Here is an 18893-nt window from a genome sequence, read left to right on the forward strand (position 1 = left end):
TAATAATAATTCCTGCAATCCAAGTCTACCTATGTTTCATGGCAAAAAATAATTATACAAATTTAGCGAATGCAATCAGATTTTTATCTATTGATGCTGTGCAAAAAGCAAATTCTGGTCATCCTGGTATGCCTATGGGTATGGCTGATGTTGCAACGATTCTTTTTCAAAAGTTTTTGAAATTTAATCCTCATAACCCTTCTTGGTTTAATAGAGATAGATTTGTTTTGTCAGCAGGTCATGGATCTATGCTTTTATATTCTGCTTTATATTTATCTGGATACAAAAGTATTGGTATCGAGGATATAAAGAATTTTAGACAATTAGATTCTATTTGCGCGGGTCATCCTGAATATGAAAAAAATTCCGGAATAGAAACAACAACGGGTCCTCTTGGGCAAGGGATTGCTAATGCTGTGGGCTTTGCTTTAGCTGAAGAAATAGGTAAAGCAAAATTTGGGGATAAAATTTGCGATCATAAAACATATGTTATTGCTGGCGACGGATGCTTGATGGAAGGCATTAGTCATGAAGCTATGAGTCTGGCCGGACATCTCAAACTTAAAAATTTAGTATTATTCTTTGATAACAATTCTATTTCTATAGATGGAAATACAAATCTTACTATTTCTGATGATTATAAAAAAAGATTTGCTTCTTATAATTGGGACTTAATTGAAATTAACGGCCATGATTACAATCAAATTTTAAAAGCAATTAATAAAGTGCAAAAAGCTAAAAAACCAACCGTTATATCCTGCAAAACTATTATTGGTTATGGTTCGCCTAACAAAAGCAACACTGCTGGAGTGCACGGAAGTCCTTTAGGAAGCGCAGAGATTGAACTTATTAGAAAAAAATTAAAATGGCCATATGCACCATTTGAAATACCTGAGAACATATTAAAAGAATGGAGAAAACTAATTGTTTCTGGCAATAAGCATGAAGAAAACTGGAAAAAACACTTTAATAAATTAGATAAATATAAAAAAGAAGAATTTTTGAGAATTTCATCTGGTAATTTACCAAAAAATTTTAGCGAAAATATTCAGCAAATTAAAAAAAAATTCTCTGAAAATTCAAAACCCGTTGCGACAAGAAAATCTTCTGAAGCATGTCTAGAAGAAATAACAAAATTTATGCCAGAACTTATAGGTGGCTCTGCAGACTTAACTGGTTCTAATAATACTAAATCATCTATCCAGAAAATAATTAAAACTAATAATTTTAACGGCGCCTATATTCACTACGGAATAAGAGAGCACGGAATGTGCGGTGTAATGAATGGTTTATCACTACATCAAAGCACAATTCCTTATGGTGGAACATTTTTAATATTTTCTGATTATTGCAAACCTTCAATTAGATTAGCTGCTTTAATGAAGCAAAGAGTTATATACGTTCTAACTCATGACTCTATTGGACTAGGAGAAGATGGACCTACTCATCAACCGATAGAACAGCTTTTTAGTTTAAGATCAATTCCTAATTTAAATGTATTTAGACCAGCCGACTCTATAGAAACATTAGAAGCTTGGGAGTTAGCTCTAAAGTCTAATTCTTCTCCCAGTGTACTTGCTTTAACACGACAAGATTTGCCAATGGTAAGAAAAGAAAAATCTAAAGAAAATTTAACTCAATACGGTGGTTATATATTAAGTGATTCAAACAAAGAAAATTCTAACTTAACAATAATTGCAACTGGTTCAGAAGTTGAGATTGCTTTGGATGTGCAAAAAAAATTAAATGATCAAAGAATAAATTCGAGAGTTATTTCTATGCCTTGTTTAGAATTATTTGAGAAACAGTCTAAAGAATACAAAGAAAAAATATTAGGAAAAAATTCTTTTAAAGTCACTATAGAAGCTGGAATTACAAATGGTTGGGAAAAATATACATCTAATGGGATTTCTTTTGGAATTAATTCTTTTGGAAAAAGCGCTCCTTATAAACAAATATATAAATACTTTGGCCTCACTTCTGAAAACATCACTTCAGAAATACAAAAAAAATACAAATAAGTCAGCTTATCAATGAATAATTTAAACACGCTACCTAATAATGAAGATATTAAAGAAAAAATTATCTTTTTAAGAGTGGATTTTAACGTTCCGATACAAGACGGAAAAGTTATTGACGATACAAAAATTGTCAAAATGAAAGATATTATTAATAAACTTCTGTCCAAAAAAGCAAAAATTATTCTATGTTCACATCTAGGTAGACCTCAGAAAAAAGGGAAAGAAGGTTTGTCATTAGAGCAGGTCAAAAATAAATTAGAAGATTCTTTTAAAAAAAAAATAGTTTTTTTGAAAGACTATTTAAATAAAGATACAAAAAAAAATATACAAAAATCGGATAAGGAATTATTTCTTCTTGAGAATATTAGATTCTATAAAGAAGAAGAAAGTAATAACCCTGAATTTGCAAAACAACTAGCCGGTCTTGCTGATATCTACATAAACGAAGCGTTTTCTTGCTCTCATCGTTCTCATGCTTCTGTAACTGGAATAACTAAATTTATTAAATCTTATGCGGGAGAAACTATTATTAATGAATTAAATTCTTTAGAAAAAATCTTTAACAAATCAAACAAACCGGTGGCTTGTATTATTGGTGGCTCAAAAATATCTACCAAAATAGATTTGATCTCTAACTTAATCAAAAAAGTAGATTTTATGATTATTGGAGGAGCTATGGCTAATAATTTTATAAAATATAATAATTTTGAAATAGGAAAATCATTGTTTGAACCTAATAAGGAAGCAACTATAAAAAATATTATCTCTGAAGCTGATAAGAATAATTGTAAATTAATCATACCAGAAGATGTTGTGGTTTCAATTAATGAGGATACAGAAGGAAAAAATAAAAAAATATCCGAAATAAAATCTGATGAAATTATTTATGATATTGGTCAGGACACTATAAGAGCTATTGGTAAAGTCATTAATTCTTCAAAAACTCTTTTATGGAACGGTCCTTTAGGATTTTTTGAAAAGGATTTCTTCGCTATAGGAAGTAACGAAGTTGCAAAATTAATCAAAATAAATACTCAAAAAAAATTATTAACTTCTATTGCGGGTGGTGGAGATACTGCTGCTGCAATTAAAAAAGCAAAAGCTGAGGATGGATTCACTTACATCTCAACTGCAGGTGGTGCTTTTTTAGAATGGCTTGAGGGAAAAATACTTCCTGGATTAAAAGTCCTTGAAAAATAATTTTTAAATAAATAAAAGATTATTCTATGAAAGATATTGAGTCTATTGCTCTTGCTATGGTGCAAAAAGGCAAAGGAATTCTTGCTGCTGACGAAAGCAACAGCACAATGGGCAAAAGATTAGAATCTGTAAAAATTCCATCCACTGAAGCTAATAGATTTAATTTTAGAGAAACGCTTTTTACATCACAAAAAATTAAGGACTTTATAAGCGGAGTAATTTTGTTTGATGAAACAATAAGACAAACTACTTCTAATGGAAAAAGTATTTCGACGATTTTAAGTGAGCAAGGAATTATTCCTGGAATCAAAGTTGACAAAGGAGTTAAGCCACTTGCTTTATCAAACGACGAAAAAATTACTGAGGGTCTTGATGGCTTAAAAGAAAGACTTATTGAGTATTACAAATTAGGAGCTCGCTTTACCAAGTGGAGAGCAATCTACAATATAACAAATACCCTACCGTCAAAAACTTTAATAATTGCGAACGCGCACGCGCTTGCAAGATACGCTGCTATTGTTCAAGACACTAATATGGTTCCAATTGTTGAACCAGAAGTTTTAATGGACGGATCACATGATATTAAAAAATGTTACGATGTTACTGGGGCAGTATTAAATGAATGTTTTAATCAACTTGTTATTAATAAAGTAAATTTAAAAGGAATAGTTTTAAAACCTAATATGATACTTAACGGTTCCGAATCTGGTAAAAAAAACTCAACTAACGAAGTTGCTGAAAAAACTTTAGATTGCATTAAAAGAAATGTTTCTAAAGAAGTACCTGGAATAGCGTTTCTTTCAGGTGGTCAAAGTGAAGTTGAAGCAACTGAAAACCTTAATTCTATTAACAAAATTAATGATACAAAATTTGCTTTTACATTCTCGTACGGAAGAGCTCTTCAACAAAGCGCCTTAAAAACTTGGGCAAAAGATATTAAAGACAAAAATAGCGTTCAAACAATATTTGATGCAAGATCTGAGATGAATAGTCTTGCTTCTGTTGGTAAATGGAAATTAGATTTAGAAAAAAAAGCAAATTAATTTATTGAAAAAATTTATTTACTTAATCTCACCAGAAAAAATAGTTAATAATAAAAATTTTCTTAAAAAACTAGAAAATGTATTTTCAAGTAATATCGTAAAATTTTTTCAACTTAGAATTAAACATCAAAAAAAGAATTTAATTATAACTCTTGGAAAAAAAATATTAAAACTTACTAAAAAATACCAAGTTACTTTTATTGTTAACGATGATCCTTATATTGCTAAAATAATAAATGCCGACGGTTGTCATCTCGGTCAACAGGATATGTCTATTAATTTTGCAAAAAAAATTTTAAAAAAAAAATCAATTATTGGAGTTACTTGTCATGATTCAAAAACTCTCGCTGCTAAAGCTATTATAAATAAAGCAAGTTATGTAGCTTTTGGTGCTTTCTATCCAACAAAAACTAAAAAAGTAAAATATAGACCTAAGCTAAGTTTGTTAAAGTGGGCTAAAAAAAATGTTAAAAAACCTATTATTGCTATAGGAGGTATTAATCCAAATAATTTTAAAAAAATATTAAATTCTGGGGCTGATTATATAGCCTGTTCAGCTAGTATATGGAAAAGTGAATTTAAAAATCCATTAACTGCTGTAAACATGTTTAAAAAATAGATATACGTTCTCACAATAATATGAAAATTTTAGGATCGAACATAAGAGTCGGAAATATAATTGACTATAAAAATGACCTTTGGAAATGCCTTAAAAATCAAACGTCAAATCGTGGAAATCTTCGATCACATAATCAAGTAGAGCTTAAAAGTATTACTAAAGGCACAAAATTAAATGAAAGATTTAGAGCAGGCGAAACAGTTGAAAAAGCAACGCTTGATGAAAAGAAATTTCAATTTTTATATTCAACAAATGATGATTTTTTTTTTATGGACAATGAGAATTTTGAGCAGATTTCAATCAACAAAGATTTAGTTGGAGATTGCGAAAAACTTCTAAAAGAAAATTTAGAAGTTACTATCGAGTTTTATCAAGAAAAACCGTTAAATATTATTTTACCTAGATCTGTAGAATATGAAGTTCTTGAAACAGATTCTGTTGTAAAAGGACAAACTGCTTCTAGCTCTTTTAAACCAGCAACAATTCAAAATGGTGTTAAAATAATGGTACCTCCATTTGTAGACCAAGGGGATAAAATAATTGTTGATACAGAAGCTAAAGAGTATTTAAAAAAATCTAGCTAATGCCTTTACTATCGGCAAATCTAAATATTATGGAGAAGGCTTGTAAAAAAGCATCTAAACTTTTAATCCGTGATTTTGGTGAAATTGAAAAATTACAAGTATCAAAAAAGGGGCCTGGAGATTTTGTTACAAATTCAGACAAAAGAACTGAAAAAATAATTATAAATGAATTATCGCTAGCCAGAACAGATTATTCATTCTTGGCTGAAGAAAGTGGACTATCTAATAAAAGTACAGAATTTAGATGGATTATTGATCCAATTGATGGAACTACAAATTTTTTACATGGTATTCCTAATTTTGCAATCTCAATAGGTCTAGAAAAAAATAAAGAAATTATATGTGGGATGATTTTTAATCCTATAACTAATGAAATGTTTTATGCAGAAAAAGGAAAAGGTGCATACCTAAATAATTCTAGAATTCGTGTTTCATCAAGAAAAAATATTGATGAATGTATTGTTCTAACTGGAGGACCAGTTCTATCCTATAAAAATAAAGAAATATTTTTTAAAGAATACGAAACAGTAACGAGAAATGTGGCCGCAACTAGAAAACTTGGTAGTTCAGCATTAGATCTTGCTTATCTTGCTAGCGGAAGATGTGATGGAGTTTTTGAAAGAAATCTAAATTATTGGGATATTGCTGCTGGAATCATAATTGTTAAAGAAGCAGGTGGAACAATAACTGATTTTAAAGGTGGTGATAAATATATAGAAGAAAGAAATCTGCTAGGCACAAACTCTAAAATAGATAAAGAGCTTATTAGTTTGCTTGCATAAATTCCTAAATGTTAAAAATATTAATTTTTTTGTTTCTTGATGTTCTAGCATTTAGCGGAGTGTTAATTTCAACGCTTCCATTCTTAATTCATGAATATGGTGGTAACATTCTTTTAATAACAATAGTTTTCGGTTCATTTTCTTTTTTTCAATTCTTTACGGCGCCGTTCTGGGGAAGTTTATCGGACCGTTACGGAAGAAAACCTCTTATTGTATTAAATTGTATTGCAGAAATTACAGCTAATCTAATACTCGCTATAAGTGGAAGCTTGTTCATGATTTTTTTATCAAGAATTATTGCAGGTTTATTTAAAAACAATGTTTCTGTTGGAACGGCTTATATCGCTGACATCACCACGAAAAAAAATAGAGCTAAAGGTATGGGGTTGTTTGGCGTTGCATTTGGACTTGGATTTACCGTTGGCCCTTTGCTTGGAGGATTAGTAGCAGGATCTAATTTTACTATTATGACTCTTGCAAATGTCGCCTGGATCGCTTTTGCAATAAATATTTTTAATTTATTATTTGTAACTTTTTTTTTAAAAGAATCTAAAAAATCTTTTACTAATTTTTCTCTTAAAAATTCTTTTAGTAAAATTTATTTACAGTTTAAATTAATGAAGAATAAAAAGTTACTACCTTTTTTCCTAATTATTTTTATTGTATATTTTGGATTTTCAGGAATGGAAGGTGTATTTGCAATATGGATAAGGCAAACTTTTAAATGGGGTCCTAAGGAAGTTGGTATAGTTATGCTATATGCTGGGTTGAGTCAGATTCTAGTTCAGGGTTTTATATTAAGAATGCTTCTTAAATTCTTTAATGAGATACAATTAATAAAAAGTGGCATTATATTTCTAATTTTTGGATTTTTATTAATTCCAACTTCAAATATTTATTTAGTTCCAGTTGCGATTTTTTTATTATGTTACGGAATAGGAGTAACAAATCCGTGCTTGAATAGTTTGGTTTCAAAGAATTGCTCTAAAAATGAAAAGGGATTTGCTTTAGGAGCCGCATACTCCTCTCAATCTATTTCTAGGTTTGTTGGTCAGCCAGTTGCTGGCATTTTATTTTTGTTTTTTGGCAAAGACATGCCTTTTTATGTAAATTCTACAATTCTCGTTTTAACAATAATATTTTATTTATCTTTAATTAAAAAAGTTAATAAATGAGGCCCTTAACACTTAAGAAGTGTTGTCTATTTATCTAATTTTGTTATAAAAACTTTCTTCTAAAATTATGAAAGAAAAAATACACCCAAAAACACATAAGATAAAAGTTGTTATGACTGATGGTACTCAGTTTGAAACTTTATCGACTTGGGGCAAAGAAAATGATGTTATGAAATTAGATATTGATCCAATATCACATCCTGCTTGGACTGGCGGTTCTCAAAAAATTATCGATAAAGGAAGAGTTAGTAAATTTAATAAAAAATTCGAAAATCTTACAACTAAACCATCTAAGAAATAAATATTTATGTTGGACAAACCTTTAATGCCAAAAGCTACGGCGGTATGGCTGCTAGAAAATACTAGCCTTACTTTTAAACAGATAGCGGACTTTTGTCAGTTGCATGAACTTGAAATCAAAGGTATCGCTGATGGTGATGTTGCTGTTGGAATAAAAGCTTATAACCCAATACTTGCAAACCAATTAACAAGAGAAGAAATTGAAGAATGCAGTAAAGATCCTAATAAGTCATTATCAATAAATAAAAAAATATTAGATTACGAAATAAAAAATGTTGTTGGTCCAAAATATACTCCGCTTTCAAAAAGACAAGATAGACCGGATGCTATTGCTTGGTTGGTTAAGAACTATCCGCAACTATCTGAAGGACAGATATCTAAATTAGTAAGCACTACTAAAAATACTGTGGGATCTGTAAAAAGCAGAAAACACTGGAATGCTTCAAACATAGCTCCTAAAGATCCTGTGGCTTTAAACTTATGCACTCAGAGCGATCTACAAAAAGCTGTAGAAAAAGCTAATAAAAAAGTTGAAAATCAAAAAAAAGCAAAATTAAAACAAGAAACTAATAAGTAATTTAACTTATTTAATAATTAAACAATGTCTTTTAATTCAAAACATAAATCTATTGTTTCTATAATTATGGGAAGCAAATCTGATTGGTCTGCTCTTAAAAAAACTGCAGAAATTTTAAAAAAATTAAAAATTAAATATACTGTAAAAATTGTTTCTGCGCACAGAACACCTATGCGATTAGTAGAGTTCGCCAAAACAGCAAAAAAAAATAATATTTCAGTTATTATAGCTGGCGCTGGTGGTTCTGCTCATTTGCCAGGCATGGTTGCTGCTATTACCGATTTGCCTGTAATTGGAGTTCCTATGGATACAAAATCTTTAAAAGGATTAGATAGTTTATTATCAATTGTTCAGATGCCGTTTGGAATTCCTGTTGGTACCGTTGCTATTGGAGAAACTGGAGCAAAAAATGCTGCTCTATATGCTGCTTCAATATTGAGTCTTAATGATAAAAAAATTGCAAACAATTTAAGTGTTTGGAGAAAAAAACAAACTCTATCAGTAAAGCATAATCCTAAAAGATGAATAAAAAAACCTTTACCCTTGGTATATTTGGGGGTGGTCAATTAGGAAAATTTTTAGTTTTGGCTGCAAAAAAACTTAATATTAAAACTTTTGTATTTACAGATAGTCTGGATTCTCCTGCCATTTATTATTGCGACGATTTTATCATTTCAAATTATAAAAATAGAAAACAAATAGATTTTTTTATCAAAAATGTTGATATTGCAACTTTTGAGTTTGAGAATATTCCGTTTAAAACCCTTGATTATGTTGAAAAAAAAATAAAAGTTCTACCAAAACCATCAATAATAAAAATTCTTCAAGACAGGTTAAAAGAAAAAACTTTTCTAAATTTAATAGGAGTAAAAACGACAGAATTCTACTATTTAAAAAAAGTTAATAAAAAAAAATTAAATAGTAGTATTTTTCCTGTCTTAGTAAAAACGTTACGTTTAGGATATGATGGTAAAGGACAAATATTATTTAAAAATAAAAAAAGTTTTTTAAAACATTCTTTTGATAACAAAGAGTATATTATTGAAAAATTAATCAATTTTAAAAAAGAAATCTCAATTATTATTAGTCGAAATCAAACTAGATGTGTTTGCTTTGATGCTTTTGAAAATCTTCACAAACATCAAATCCTGCAAAAATCTTACATACCAGCAAATATTAGTTTAAAAATAAATTGTGAAGCTAAAAAAATTGCAAAAAAAATAGCAGACAAATTAAATTATATTGGGACTATGTGCGTTGAATTTTTTGTAACAAAAAAAGATGAATTATTAGTAAACGAGATTGCCCCTAGAGTGCATAACTCGGGACACTTAACAATGAATGCTTATAATATTAATCAATTCGAAAGTCACATAAGGGCAGTGTGCAACCTTAAAACAAGAACACCAAAAAAGATTCATAAAGCAATTATGTATAATATTTTAGGTTCTGATATTAAAAAATATAGATCCAAAACAATGATGAAAAATGAATTCTTTTATGATTATGGAAAAAAAGAGATAAAAGAAAAAAGAAAAATGGGACATTTAACTAAAATTTTTTAAAACCCTCTGCCTGCTTTTTGCGTGGTAAAAAAGCTAAAAAATTCCTCAATACTTCTAATAAAATTTAATTTTAATTTAAATTTAGATATTATTTTCACCTGATCTAGCGATTTTGAAATTTCTTTTTCTATTTCATTTTTTTTTAAATTAGTCTTAAAAAATTTTATGAATAAAATTTTAGAATAAACAAAAGAAAGTATTAATCTTTTGCTATAATAATTAAAATCTACTGAACGATCATTTGAGCAATTCCACATTAAATCTGCAACTGAATAAATATAAGTAATAACCTTATCATATTTATTATTTTTTATTAAATAAGCTAAGACTTTATTAATTAACTCACTACTCTTATTTTCTATTTTAAATCTAACGCTTAATAAAAAATGAATTTTTTGAGTAATTTTATTAATTTTATTAACTTTTAATCTGGTTTCTTTTAAGAACTTTTTATCTAAATCCTCAAAAAGAATGTCAGCAAGTTGTACAATTAAATTCTCGTTATCTAAAAACTTGACTGAGTTTATTCTTTTAAAAAACAAATCTTGGTTAAGATTATTAAAATCTATTTTTTTAAAATTACGATATAGGTAAATTAAGATTTTATTCTTTTCTGGCTTGGTAAGTTCAGGCATTAATATTAATAAAAATAAAATATTCTTAATATTTTTCTTATAACCGGATAAAAAATTAACGTAATCATTATATTAATTGCTAACAAAAAATATTCAAAAGAATTTTGAGAAAAATAATTTAAAATAATAATAGATACAATTTGAGTAACTAGAAGCGCAGTAGCAAAAGCAATAAACTCATTCTGAAAATTAATGTGTGTTCTTCTTTTTTTTAAAAAAATAGCTATTTTATTTAAAACTATAAAACAAATTGGAGTTAATCCAAATGGCATACCTTGTAAACTGTCAAATATTAATCCCAATATAAATAAAAAGGTTACTGATAATCGTTCTTTTTCAAAAAATGAAAAATAAAAAACTAGGATATATTTAATATTAATAATTGGCCCTGGAGCAATCCAAGTATTTATAAAAATGCTATCGTTAATACATATTAAAGTAATAATTATATGTGCAGAATAATATTTAATTTTTTCTAAAAAAGATTTCATTATCTTGCGATTTTTAAAACAGAAACATAATTAAGCTGGTGCTCTTTAAACCCTAAATCAACTAAGTACCTTCTATTTTTTAGATCTTTTTTATTATCAATACTTATTTTTCCAACATACAAACCTTCTTTAATAGAGCCATCTGTTCCTGATGTGTAAATTTGATCATTATTTTCAAGAGAAACATTTTGCGGCAAAAATAATAACTGGGCGCCTCCAAGACCATTCCCTTTTAGAATTGCATTTACTCCTTTTGAGGGAATAACGACAGGGACTCTACTATTAATGTCCGTAATAACCATAACTTTGGAACTTAATAGATTGACCTCAGAAATCTTTCCAAGGTAAACATTATTTCTTACAACGGCCTGCCCTAATTGAATATTCTCATTCGATCCTATTGTTATTATTAAATTTTTTGCAAACTCATTTGTGTCTTCATGAATAATCTTTGTATAAACCGCTGTGTAAGCATCTTTATTCTTAATATTCAAAACTCTTCTTAAGTTTTCGTTTTCATTCTTAAAAAATAATAATTCTTTTTTCTCAGAGACAAGTTGATCAATTTCATCTTTGAGTTTCTTATTTTCTAGCACAATATTAAAATTAAAATATTGTCTGGCCTCACTTCCTGCTCCTAGAATTAAATTCACAGGGGCATTAACAATATAAATGCTGTAGGTAATTCCGTCGTTTATTAAAGCTTTAATAAACCTGATCGCTCTAAAATCACTCTTTTCAGAAATAAGAAATAAAAAAGAAATTATAATATAAGCAGGTAATAGAAATCTCTTATTTACAGTCCTTTGTAATGCCGCAATACCCGGTGTTGAGCTTCTTGCAAGCTTGTTTTCGATCATATTACGTTAATATAACTTTTTAATATGAAGTTAGCATAGAAGAAAATATTCCTTCTTGCTCTAAAGCTTTGCCAGTTCCAATTGCGACGCAAGACAAGGCGTCCTCTGCTATAGTTACTGGCAATCCTGTTTCTTTTTTAATAAGTTTATCTAAATTTTTTAAATAGGCACCACCACCCGCTAAAACCATTCCGCTATCAACAAGATCTGATGATAATTCTGGAGGAGTATTTTCTAAAGCATGTTTAACGGCGTTAACAATCTGATTTACGACGCCTTCTAAAGCTTCTGCTGTATCCTTCTCTGTTAAAATAACTTCTTTAGGTGTTCCTGTTCTAATGTCTCTTCCTTTCATTAAGAAAGTTTTTTCAGAACCGGTTGGAATAGCAGATCCAATTTCTTTTTTAATTCTTTCTGCTGTTGAATCTCCTATTAATAAATTAAACTTCTTTTTCATATAATTAATGATTGCTGCATCCATTGCGTCACCGGCAACCCTCAAAGAGTGAGAGTAAACAATTCCTCCAAGCGACATAATGGCGATTTCAGTAGTTCCACCCCCTATGTCCACGATCATAGAAGCTTGCGGCTCTGATATTGGAAGTCCCGCACCAATTGCTGCTGCCACTGGTTCTTCTATAAGTTGAACTTTTCTAGCTCCGGCTGCATAACCTGCTTCTTGAATAGCTCTTCTTTCTACTGGGGTAGATCCTGTTGGAACACAAATAATAATTCTAGGATTTGCAAAAGCATTTCGTTTATGAATTTTTCTAATAAAATGTTTAATCATTTCTTCTGTAACTATAAAATCTGCGATAACTCCGTCTTTCATTGGTCTAATGGCTGTTATATTTCCTGGAGTTCGTCCTAGCATTTGTTTTGCCTCTTCACCAACAGCTAAAACTTCATTTCTTCCATTTCTAGAAATAACAGCAACAACAGAAGGTTCATTTAAAACAATTCCTTTTCCGCGAACATAAACAAGTGTGTTAGCAGTTCCTAAATCAATCGCCATATCTGTCGACCAAAAACCAAATAACTTATCAAACATTTTATTTTCCTTTTAATTTTTAATTAAGCAGATGCACTCAAGTCTGGGCTTGGCGCTGTTCTTTTTCTCTTAATAATTAATTTATTTAATGCGTTTATATACGCTTTTGCCGAAGCAACAAGTGTATCTGTATCAGCTGCTTGTCCCACTGAAATCTTGCCTTTTTCTTCAATTCTTACACTAACTGTAGCCTGTGCGTCTGTCCCCTCTGTTACAGCTTGGACTTGGTAAAGCTGAAGATTGGCATTATGAGGGTAGATTTTTTTTATTGCTTTAAAAATTGCATCAACAGGCCCGTCTCCTTCACACTCAACTTTTTTTACTTCGTCATAAATTGTTAACTCAATGATAGCTTTTTGAGGGCCTTTTGTTCCTGCAAAAACCTCTAATGATTTTAAGCTAACGGCATTATTATGCTTCATTAAATCATCATCGATTAAAGCAATAATATCTTCATCAAAAACATGTTTCTTCTTGTCTGCCAAATCTTTAAATTTAGCAAAAGCATTATTAATAAATTCTTCATCTAAATTAGGATAACCAAGTTCTGAAGCCTTATCCTTAAAAGCATTTCTTCCAGAATGTTTTCCCATTATTAATGATGATTTTGTAACTCCAACACTCTCTGGAGTCATAATTTCATAAGTCTTTTTATTTTTTAACATTCCATCTTGGTGAATTCCAGATTCATGAGCAAAAGCATTTTTTCCTACAATCGCTTTATTAAATTGCACTGGAAAGCCAGTAACGTTGGCTACCAATTTTGAACAACTACTAATCTTTTTAGTATTAATGCCGGTAGTATATGGCATTAAATCATTTCTTGTTTTCATCGCCATTACAATTTCCTCTAATGCTGCATTACCTGCACGTTCTCCTATACCATTAATTGTACATTCAATTTGTCTGGCTCCTGCTTTCACACCTGCCAAAGAATTTGCTACTGCTAAACCAAGATCATTGTGGCAATGAGTTGAAATAACCGCCTTGTCAATATTTGGAACTTTATCAAATAAAAGTTTTATAGTTTTGTAGTATTCTTCAGGAACAGTATAACCAACGGTATCTGGAATATTAATTGTTGTTGCTCCGCATTTAATTGCAAGCTCAACTGTTTTGCATAAGAAATCTGAATTTGTTCTGGTGCCATCTTCTGGTGACCATTCCACATCATCTGTAAATTTTTTTGCTAAAGAAACACTATCTTTAATTAACTCCAAAACTTCTTTTGGAGATTTTTTTAATTTAAATTTCATATGCAAATCGCTTGTTGATATAAAAGTATGTATTCTATAATTTTTCGAAAATTTTAAAGCGTCTCTGCACTTTTCTATATCTGACTTTGATGCTCTTGCTAAACCACATGGAATAGCTTTTTTTAAAATCTTACCAATCTCTGTTGCGGCCTGAAAATCTCCTTTAGAAGCGGCTGGAAAACCAACTTCCATTACATCGACACCTAAGTCTTCAAAAGCTTTGGCTATTGTGATTTTCTCTTCAACACTCATGGATGCTCCTGGAGACTGCTCTCCGTCACGCAGGGTAGTGTCAAAAATAATAATTCTATTATTGCTTTTTGCCATATTCTACAAACTTAATTTAGCTAAAATTAAAAATCTACTTATAATATTAGATACTTTTTAGACGTTCTTAAGAAAGCTTAATTTTATTAAGCAATCTTAATTTTTATTCTTATCAACGAGCTTATTCTTTCCAATCCAAGGCATTAGAGCTCTGAGTTTTTCTCCAACTTTTTCTATTGGGTGCTCGGACAAATCTTTTCTCATCTTTAAAAAGTTTTTCTGACCAATTTTATTCTCATCCATCCAAAGTTTAGTAAACTTTCCAGATTGAATATCTGCTAAAACTTCTTTCATTCTAGCTTTGGTTTTGTCATCGATGATTTTTGGCCCAGAAATATATTCTCCGTATTCGGCTGTATTTGAAATTGAATAATTCATATTAGCAATCCCGCCTTCGTAAATTAAGTCTACAATAAGTTTAACCTCATGTAGACATTCGAAGTATGCCATTTCCGGTGCATAACCAGCTTCGACTAATGTCTCAAATCCTTTTTTAATTAATTCAACTAAGCCACCGCACAATACAGCTTGTTCACCAAACAAGTCTGTTTCGCACTCTTCTTTAAATGTAGTTTCAATGATTCCTGATTTTCCACCGCCTACTGCACTTGCGTATGACAACGCTAAATCTCTGGCTTTGCCTGAACCATTTTGATGCACTGCCATTAAACATGGAACTCCCCCACCTCTTTGATATTCACTTCTAACTAAATGACCAGGTCCTTTTGGAGCTATCATAAACACATCTAAATCTTTTCGTGCACTAATAAGATCAAAATGAATATTTAATCCATGAGCAAAAGCTAATGATGTTCCTTGCTTCATGCGTTGTTCAATGTGATTTTTATAAATTTGAGCTTGCAATTCATCTGGTGTTAAAATCATTACAACGTCTGCCCATTCAGCGGCATCTGATAAATTCATAACTTTCAGACCACTAGCTTCAGCCTTTTTACGACTAGGAGAATCTTCTCGCAAAGCAACTACGATTTCTTTTACACCGCTGTCTTTTAAATTAAGTGCATGCGCATGTCCTTGACTGCCAAAGCCAAAAATTGCAACTTTCTTAGATTTAATTAAATCTTTATTTGCGTCCTTCTCATAAAAAATTTTCATAATACCTTTCCTTTATTTACTTCTGTTATCTCCGATCCTTTTGCCATTGCCAAAGGACCTGTTCGCGCAATACTTGCCAATCCATACGGTTTCAATTCTTTAATAAAACGGTCAATTTCTCGTCTTGTAGAATTAAATTCGACAATAAAAGAAGTTTTAGTTGTATCAAGATATTGCGCACCGAAAGAATTGCAAATTTTTTTAGCTTTTTCAAGATTTTTTTTATCGGTTATAACTTTGATCAAAGCTAACTCTCTAAAAATTGATTTATCATCAACTTTAAAAGAGGCAACTTTATAAACTGGTATAAGCTTTAATAATTGAGCTTTGATTTGCTCAATGACTGAATAAGTTCCGTTGGTTGCTATAGTTATTCTTGATATATGTTTTTCATCATCAACTTGGGCAACCGTTAATGACTCAATGTTATAACCTCTTCCAGAGAACAAACCTGCTACTCTTGCTAAAACTCCTGATTCATTATCAACCCAAACAACCATGATATGTCTTTCTACAGTCTCTTTTGATGAAGATTCCGAATAAGCAGACAACTGTTTTATCATACCAAAACCTTCCCTTGTTTAGATATTTTTGTGTCTTCCTCATCCTTAGCTCCTAAAATCATTTCATTATGAGCCTTTCCTGAAGGTATCATTGGAAAACAATTCTCAATTTTTTCTACCCTACAATCAAAAAGAACAGGTCTATCAGAACTTAACATTTGTTTAATTTTTGAATCTAGTTCATTAGGAGTTTGAGCTCTAATACCTACAGCGCCATAAGCTTCTGCAAGCTTAACAAAATCTGGAAGGGCCTCAGAATAACTTTCTGAATAATTTTTTTCATGTAATAACTCCTGCCACTGTCTAACCATGCCCATATATTGATTATTTATAATAAATATTTTAACAGGCAGACGGTATTGTACCGCCGTAGATAATTCTTGAATATTCATCAGGATCGAAGCTTCTCCAGCAATATCAACAACTAATTTTCCAGGATTTGCTAATTGAACACCAATTGCAGCCGGAAGCCCAAAACCCATAGTTCCAAGTCCTCCAGAAGTCATCCATCTTTTGGGTCTTTGAAATTTATAATATTGAGCAGCCCACATTTGATGCTGGCCAACTTCAGTTGTAATGAATGTATCTTGGTTTTTTGTAAGCTCATATAATCTTTGAATGGCGTATTGAGGCTTTATTGTTTTGTTACCCTGTGGGAAAGCTAAACAGTCTTTTTCTCTCCATTTATTAATTTGCTTCCACCATTCACTGATATTTTCTTTATTTGAATTTTTAAAATTTGGATATTTTTTTTTAAAAACTGTTATCAACTTATTCAAAACATTTCCAACATCACCAACAATTGCATGATCAACTTTTATAATTTTATTTATAGATGATGGGTCAATATCAATATGGACTTTTTTTGATTTTGGAGAAAATTTATCAATCTTTCCAGTAATACGATCATCAAAACGCGCTCCAATATTTATCATCAAATCGCAATCATGCATGGCATTGTTTGCCTCGTACGTTCCATGCATTCCAAGCATTCCAACAAAATGATGATCTTCTCCTGGATAAGCGCCAAGCCCTTGCAAAGTTGATGTTATAGGAAATGCAGTTATGCGAACTAAATCTTTTAAAAGTTCACAGGCTTTATCTCCAGAGTTTATGACACCACCCCCAGAATAAATGATAGGTTTTTTTGACTTAACAATTAAATCAATGATTTTTTCTATTTCTTTTAAATTTATCTCTGTAGCAACTTTATTTATTTTTTTAATTACATCTTCTTTTTTTATATATTCTGTTTTTTGGAACTGAATGTCCTTTGGAATATCAACCAAAACTGGTCCTGGTCTTCCAGATGTTGCTATATGAAAAGCTTTATGAATTATTGTTGGAAGATCGTTAATATCTTTTACTAACCAGTTATGTTTTGTGCAGGGTCTTGTGATGCCTGTTGTATCGCATTCTTGAAAAGCATCCGTTCCTATTAAATGGGTTGGCACTTGCCCTGTAATACAAACTAATGGGATTGAATCCATATAAGCATCAGTCAAAGCTGTGACCATATTTGTTGCTCCAGGACCAGAGGTTACTAAAACAACTCCAGGCTTTCCTGATGACCTTGAATAGCCTTCTGCTGCATGACCAGCTCCCTGCTCATGTCTTACAAGAATGTGTTTTATATTTTTATGTTTTACTAACTCGTCATAAAGAGGCAGGACTGCTCCTCCTGGATAACCAAAAATATATTCAACATCATGATCAGCTAATGCTTTAAATACAATCTCAGCTCCTGTTAACTGTTTAGCCATAAGAATTTATCGAAAAACTTAATCTAAACTAGTTAATTTAACGGTCAAGATGAAGAAGTTAAATTTATAATTTTTTTAGTTAAAATATCAAAATTGGAGTTATAAATCCTTTTCCAATCCTTCATATGTCCGCGTGACCATGTTTTCTGTCTCTTTATATACCTTCTAGTTCTTATAAATGTCCCTTCAAAGGCTTCTTCTAATGAAATCTTTTTACTTAAATACTGTTTAATTTCCTCAATGCCTAAAATTTTATTTGCTGGCAAACTTGGATTGATTTTTAATCTTAAAAATTTTGCAACTTCATCAATTGCTTTATTCTCAAACATTTTTTTTAAACGAAGACGTATTATTTTTTCTAAATAACTCTTTTCGGGACTTATATAAATCTTAACAAATTCAAAATTTGCAAAAGAACTTTTATTTTTTTTTTGCCAAATAATTAAAGATTTTTTGGTAGATAAAAAAACTTCATAAGCTCTAATAAGTCTATGAGTGTCATTTTTTTTAATTTTATTCTTAATTAAAGGGTCTATTCTAACAAGTAGTTTATAAAATTCTTCATTACCCAAATTCTTATTTAAATTTCTTGATTGTGTCCTAATTTTATCTGGTATTTTCGGAATATTAGAAATACCTTCTGTTAATAATTTAAAATACAAACCCGTTCCGCCCACAATAATAGGCTGTTTATTCTTTTTTAAAATCTTTTTTAATATTAATTCTGATTTTTTAATCCACTCACCTACTGAAAAATTATTTTTTACAGAAATACTTCCGTATAAATGATGCGGTATATTAAAATAATTATCTGGTCTTGCTGATAAAATTCTAATTTCCTTATAAACTTGCATGCTGTCTGCATTAACTATTTCTCCATTAAGTTTTTTTGCAAGCTTAAGAGCTATTTCTGATTTTCCAGAACCTGTTGGTCCTGAAATGAGAATAATTTTTTTCATGGGCAA

20 protein-coding genes are annotated in these 18893 nt (G+C 30.2%); 11 read left to right on the top strand and 9 right to left on the bottom strand.

All coding sequences use genetic code 11. The features are described 5' to 3' along the window. The first annotated feature begins 38 nt into the window (after positions 1-38). From tkt to AC8IG9_RS05345, 11 genes are all read left to right on the top strand, one after another. A complete protein-coding gene (gene tkt, locus AC8IG9_RS05295; protein WP_507425760.1) occupies positions 39-2021 on the top strand; it encodes a transketolase in 1983 nt (660 codons plus the stop codon). 12 nt (positions 2022-2033) lie between these two features. After that, on the top strand, positions 2034-3221 hold the full coding sequence (locus AC8IG9_RS05300) for a phosphoglycerate kinase (protein ID WP_507425761.1): 1188 nt from the start codon (positions 2034-2036) through the stop codon (positions 3219-3221). Between the two features lie 26 nt (positions 3222-3247). After that, entirely contained in the window at positions 3248-4264 is a 1017-nt protein-coding gene (locus tag AC8IG9_RS05305; protein ID WP_507425762.1) for a class I fructose-bisphosphate aldolase, read from the top strand. Positions 4265-4268: 4 nt separating this feature from the next. Next, complete coding sequence (gene thiE / locus AC8IG9_RS05310; RefSeq protein ID WP_507425763.1) at positions 4269-4883, top strand: thiamine phosphate synthase; 615 nt, start codon at positions 4269-4271, stop codon at positions 4881-4883. A 20-nt stretch (positions 4884-4903) separates the two neighbouring features. Next, complete coding sequence (gene efp, locus AC8IG9_RS05315) at positions 4904-5467, top strand: elongation factor P (protein ID WP_507425764.1); 564 nt, start codon at positions 4904-4906, stop codon at positions 5465-5467. Further along, the gene (locus AC8IG9_RS05320) at positions 5467-6249 is read left to right on the top strand and encodes an inositol monophosphatase family protein (RefSeq protein WP_507425765.1); all 783 of its coding nucleotides are present in this window, start codon (positions 5467-5469) and stop codon (positions 6247-6249) included. Before efp ends, AC8IG9_RS05320 begins: the two co-directional genes overlap by 1 nt. 8 nt (positions 6250-6257) lie before the next feature. Beyond that, entirely contained in the window at positions 6258-7424 is a 1167-nt protein-coding gene (locus AC8IG9_RS05325; protein WP_507425766.1) for an MFS transporter, read from the top strand. A gap of 67 nt (positions 7425-7491) precedes the next feature. After that, positions 7492-7725: a 50S ribosomal protein L31 gene (rpmE, locus tag AC8IG9_RS05330; protein WP_507425767.1), complete on the top strand. Its 234-nt coding sequence runs from the start codon at positions 7492-7494 to the stop codon at positions 7723-7725. A 6-nt stretch (positions 7726-7731) separates the two neighbouring features. Then, entirely contained in the window at positions 7732-8301 is a 570-nt protein-coding gene (locus tag AC8IG9_RS05335; RefSeq protein WP_507425768.1) for a cell cycle transcriptional regulator TrcR, read from the top strand. Positions 8302-8325: 24 nt separating this feature from the next. Next, positions 8326-8826, top strand: coding sequence for a 5-(carboxyamino)imidazole ribonucleotide mutase (purE, locus tag AC8IG9_RS05340; protein ID WP_507425769.1), 501 nt, complete (start codon positions 8326-8328; stop codon positions 8824-8826). Next, entirely contained in the window at positions 8823-9866 is a 1044-nt protein-coding gene (locus AC8IG9_RS05345) for a 5-(carboxyamino)imidazole ribonucleotide synthase (RefSeq protein WP_507425770.1), read from the top strand. The genes purE and AC8IG9_RS05345 overlap by 4 nt, the downstream gene beginning before the upstream one ends. Here AC8IG9_RS05345 and AC8IG9_RS05350 read toward each other — a convergent pair. From AC8IG9_RS05350 to miaA, 9 genes are all read right to left on the bottom strand, one after another. After that, complete coding sequence (locus tag AC8IG9_RS05350) at positions 9863-10501, bottom strand: ubiquinone biosynthesis protein COQ9 (RefSeq protein WP_507425771.1); 639 nt, start codon at positions 10499-10501, stop codon at positions 9863-9865. The genes AC8IG9_RS05345 and AC8IG9_RS05350 overlap by 4 nt on opposite strands. 5 nt (positions 10502-10506) lie before the next feature. Then, positions 10507-10992, bottom strand: a complete 486-nt coding sequence (locus tag AC8IG9_RS05355; protein WP_507425772.1) for a hypothetical protein — start codon at positions 10990-10992, stop codon at positions 10507-10509. Next, positions 10992-11852, bottom strand: coding sequence for a rod shape-determining protein MreC (gene mreC, locus AC8IG9_RS05360; protein WP_507425773.1), 861 nt, complete (start codon positions 11850-11852; stop codon positions 10992-10994). Before mreC ends, AC8IG9_RS05355 begins: the two co-directional genes overlap by 1 nt. Positions 11853-11871: 19 nt before the next feature. Further along, positions 11872-12903: a rod shape-determining protein gene (locus tag AC8IG9_RS05365; RefSeq protein WP_507425774.1), complete on the bottom strand. Its 1032-nt coding sequence runs from the start codon at positions 12901-12903 to the stop codon at positions 11872-11874. Positions 12904-12926: 23 nt separating this feature from the next. Beyond that, a complete protein-coding gene (locus tag AC8IG9_RS05370; protein ID WP_507425775.1) occupies positions 12927-14486 on the bottom strand; it encodes a 2-isopropylmalate synthase in 1560 nt (519 codons plus the stop codon). Between the two features lie 96 nt (positions 14487-14582). Beyond that, positions 14583-15602 carry a ketol-acid reductoisomerase gene (gene ilvC, locus AC8IG9_RS05375; RefSeq protein WP_507425776.1) on the bottom strand — a complete coding sequence of 340 codons (1020 nt, stop codon included), beginning with the start codon at positions 15600-15602 and terminating at the stop codon, positions 14583-14585. Beyond that, on the bottom strand, positions 15599-16165 hold the full coding sequence (gene ilvN, locus AC8IG9_RS05380) for an acetolactate synthase small subunit (protein WP_507425777.1): 567 nt from the start codon (positions 16163-16165) through the stop codon (positions 15599-15601). Before ilvN ends, ilvC begins: the two co-directional genes overlap by 4 nt. Further along, positions 16162-17928: an acetolactate synthase 3 large subunit gene (locus AC8IG9_RS05385; protein ID WP_507425778.1), complete on the bottom strand. Its 1767-nt coding sequence runs from the start codon at positions 17926-17928 to the stop codon at positions 16162-16164. The genes ilvN and AC8IG9_RS05385 overlap by 4 nt, the downstream gene beginning before the upstream one ends. A 44-nt stretch (positions 17929-17972) precedes the next feature. Continuing rightward, positions 17973-18887 (bottom strand): tRNA (adenosine(37)-N6)-dimethylallyltransferase MiaA, encoded by a 915-nt coding sequence (gene miaA, locus AC8IG9_RS05390; RefSeq protein ID WP_507425779.1) that lies wholly within the window; start codon positions 18885-18887, stop codon positions 17973-17975. Positions 18888-18893 lie beyond the last annotated feature (6 nt).

Origin of the sequence: Candidatus Allofontibacter sp., from assembly GCF_040404065.1 — a bacterium.
GTDB lineage: Bacteria > Pseudomonadota > Alphaproteobacteria > Pelagibacterales > Pelagibacteraceae > Fontibacterium.

Coding starts and splice junctions, on each gene's coding strand:
- tkt (WP_507425760.1), top strand. CDS start 39: ATGGCAAAAAATAATTATACAAATTTAGCGAATGCAATCAGATTTTTA.
- AC8IG9_RS05350 (WP_507425771.1), bottom strand. CDS start 10,501: ATGCCTGAACTTACCAAGCCAGAAAAGAATAAAATCTTAATTTACCTA.
- AC8IG9_RS05300 (WP_507425761.1), top strand. CDS start 2,034: ATGAATAATTTAAACACGCTACCTAATAATGAAGATATTAAAGAAAAA.
- miaA (WP_507425779.1), bottom strand. CDS start 18,887: ATGAAAAAAATTATTCTCATTTCAGGACCAACAGGTTCTGGAAAATCA.
- purE (WP_507425769.1), top strand. CDS start 8,326: ATGTCTTTTAATTCAAAACATAAATCTATTGTTTCTATAATTATGGGA.
- ilvN (WP_507425777.1), bottom strand. CDS start 16,165: ATGATAAAACAGTTGTCTGCTTATTCGGAATCTTCATCAAAAGAGACT.
- AC8IG9_RS05385 (WP_507425778.1), bottom strand. CDS start 17,928: ATGGCTAAACAGTTAACAGGAGCTGAGATTGTATTTAAAGCATTAGCT.
- AC8IG9_RS05345 (WP_507425770.1), top strand. CDS start 8,823: ATGAATAAAAAAACCTTTACCCTTGGTATATTTGGGGGTGGTCAATTA.
- AC8IG9_RS05355 (WP_507425772.1), bottom strand. CDS start 10,992: ATGAAATCTTTTTTAGAAAAAATTAAATATTATTCTGCACATATAATT.
- rpmE (WP_507425767.1), top strand. CDS start 7,492: ATGAAAGAAAAAATACACCCAAAAACACATAAGATAAAAGTTGTTATG.
- AC8IG9_RS05305 (WP_507425762.1), top strand. CDS start 3,248: ATGAAAGATATTGAGTCTATTGCTCTTGCTATGGTGCAAAAAGGCAAA.
- AC8IG9_RS05335 (WP_507425768.1), top strand. CDS start 7,732: ATGTTGGACAAACCTTTAATGCCAAAAGCTACGGCGGTATGGCTGCTA.
- mreC (WP_507425773.1), bottom strand. CDS start 11,852: ATGATCGAAAACAAGCTTGCAAGAAGCTCAACACCGGGTATTGCGGCA.
- AC8IG9_RS05370 (WP_507425775.1), bottom strand. CDS start 14,486: ATGGCAAAAAGCAATAATAGAATTATTATTTTTGACACTACCCTGCGT.
- ilvC (WP_507425776.1), bottom strand. CDS start 15,602: ATGAAAATTTTTTATGAGAAGGACGCAAATAAAGATTTAATTAAATCT.
- AC8IG9_RS05320 (WP_507425765.1), top strand. CDS start 5,467: ATGCCTTTACTATCGGCAAATCTAAATATTATGGAGAAGGCTTGTAAA.
- efp (WP_507425764.1), top strand. CDS start 4,904: ATGAAAATTTTAGGATCGAACATAAGAGTCGGAAATATAATTGACTAT.
- AC8IG9_RS05325 (WP_507425766.1), top strand. CDS start 6,258: ATGTTAAAAATATTAATTTTTTTGTTTCTTGATGTTCTAGCATTTAGC.
- AC8IG9_RS05365 (WP_507425774.1), bottom strand. CDS start 12,903: ATGTTTGATAAGTTATTTGGTTTTTGGTCGACAGATATGGCGATTGAT.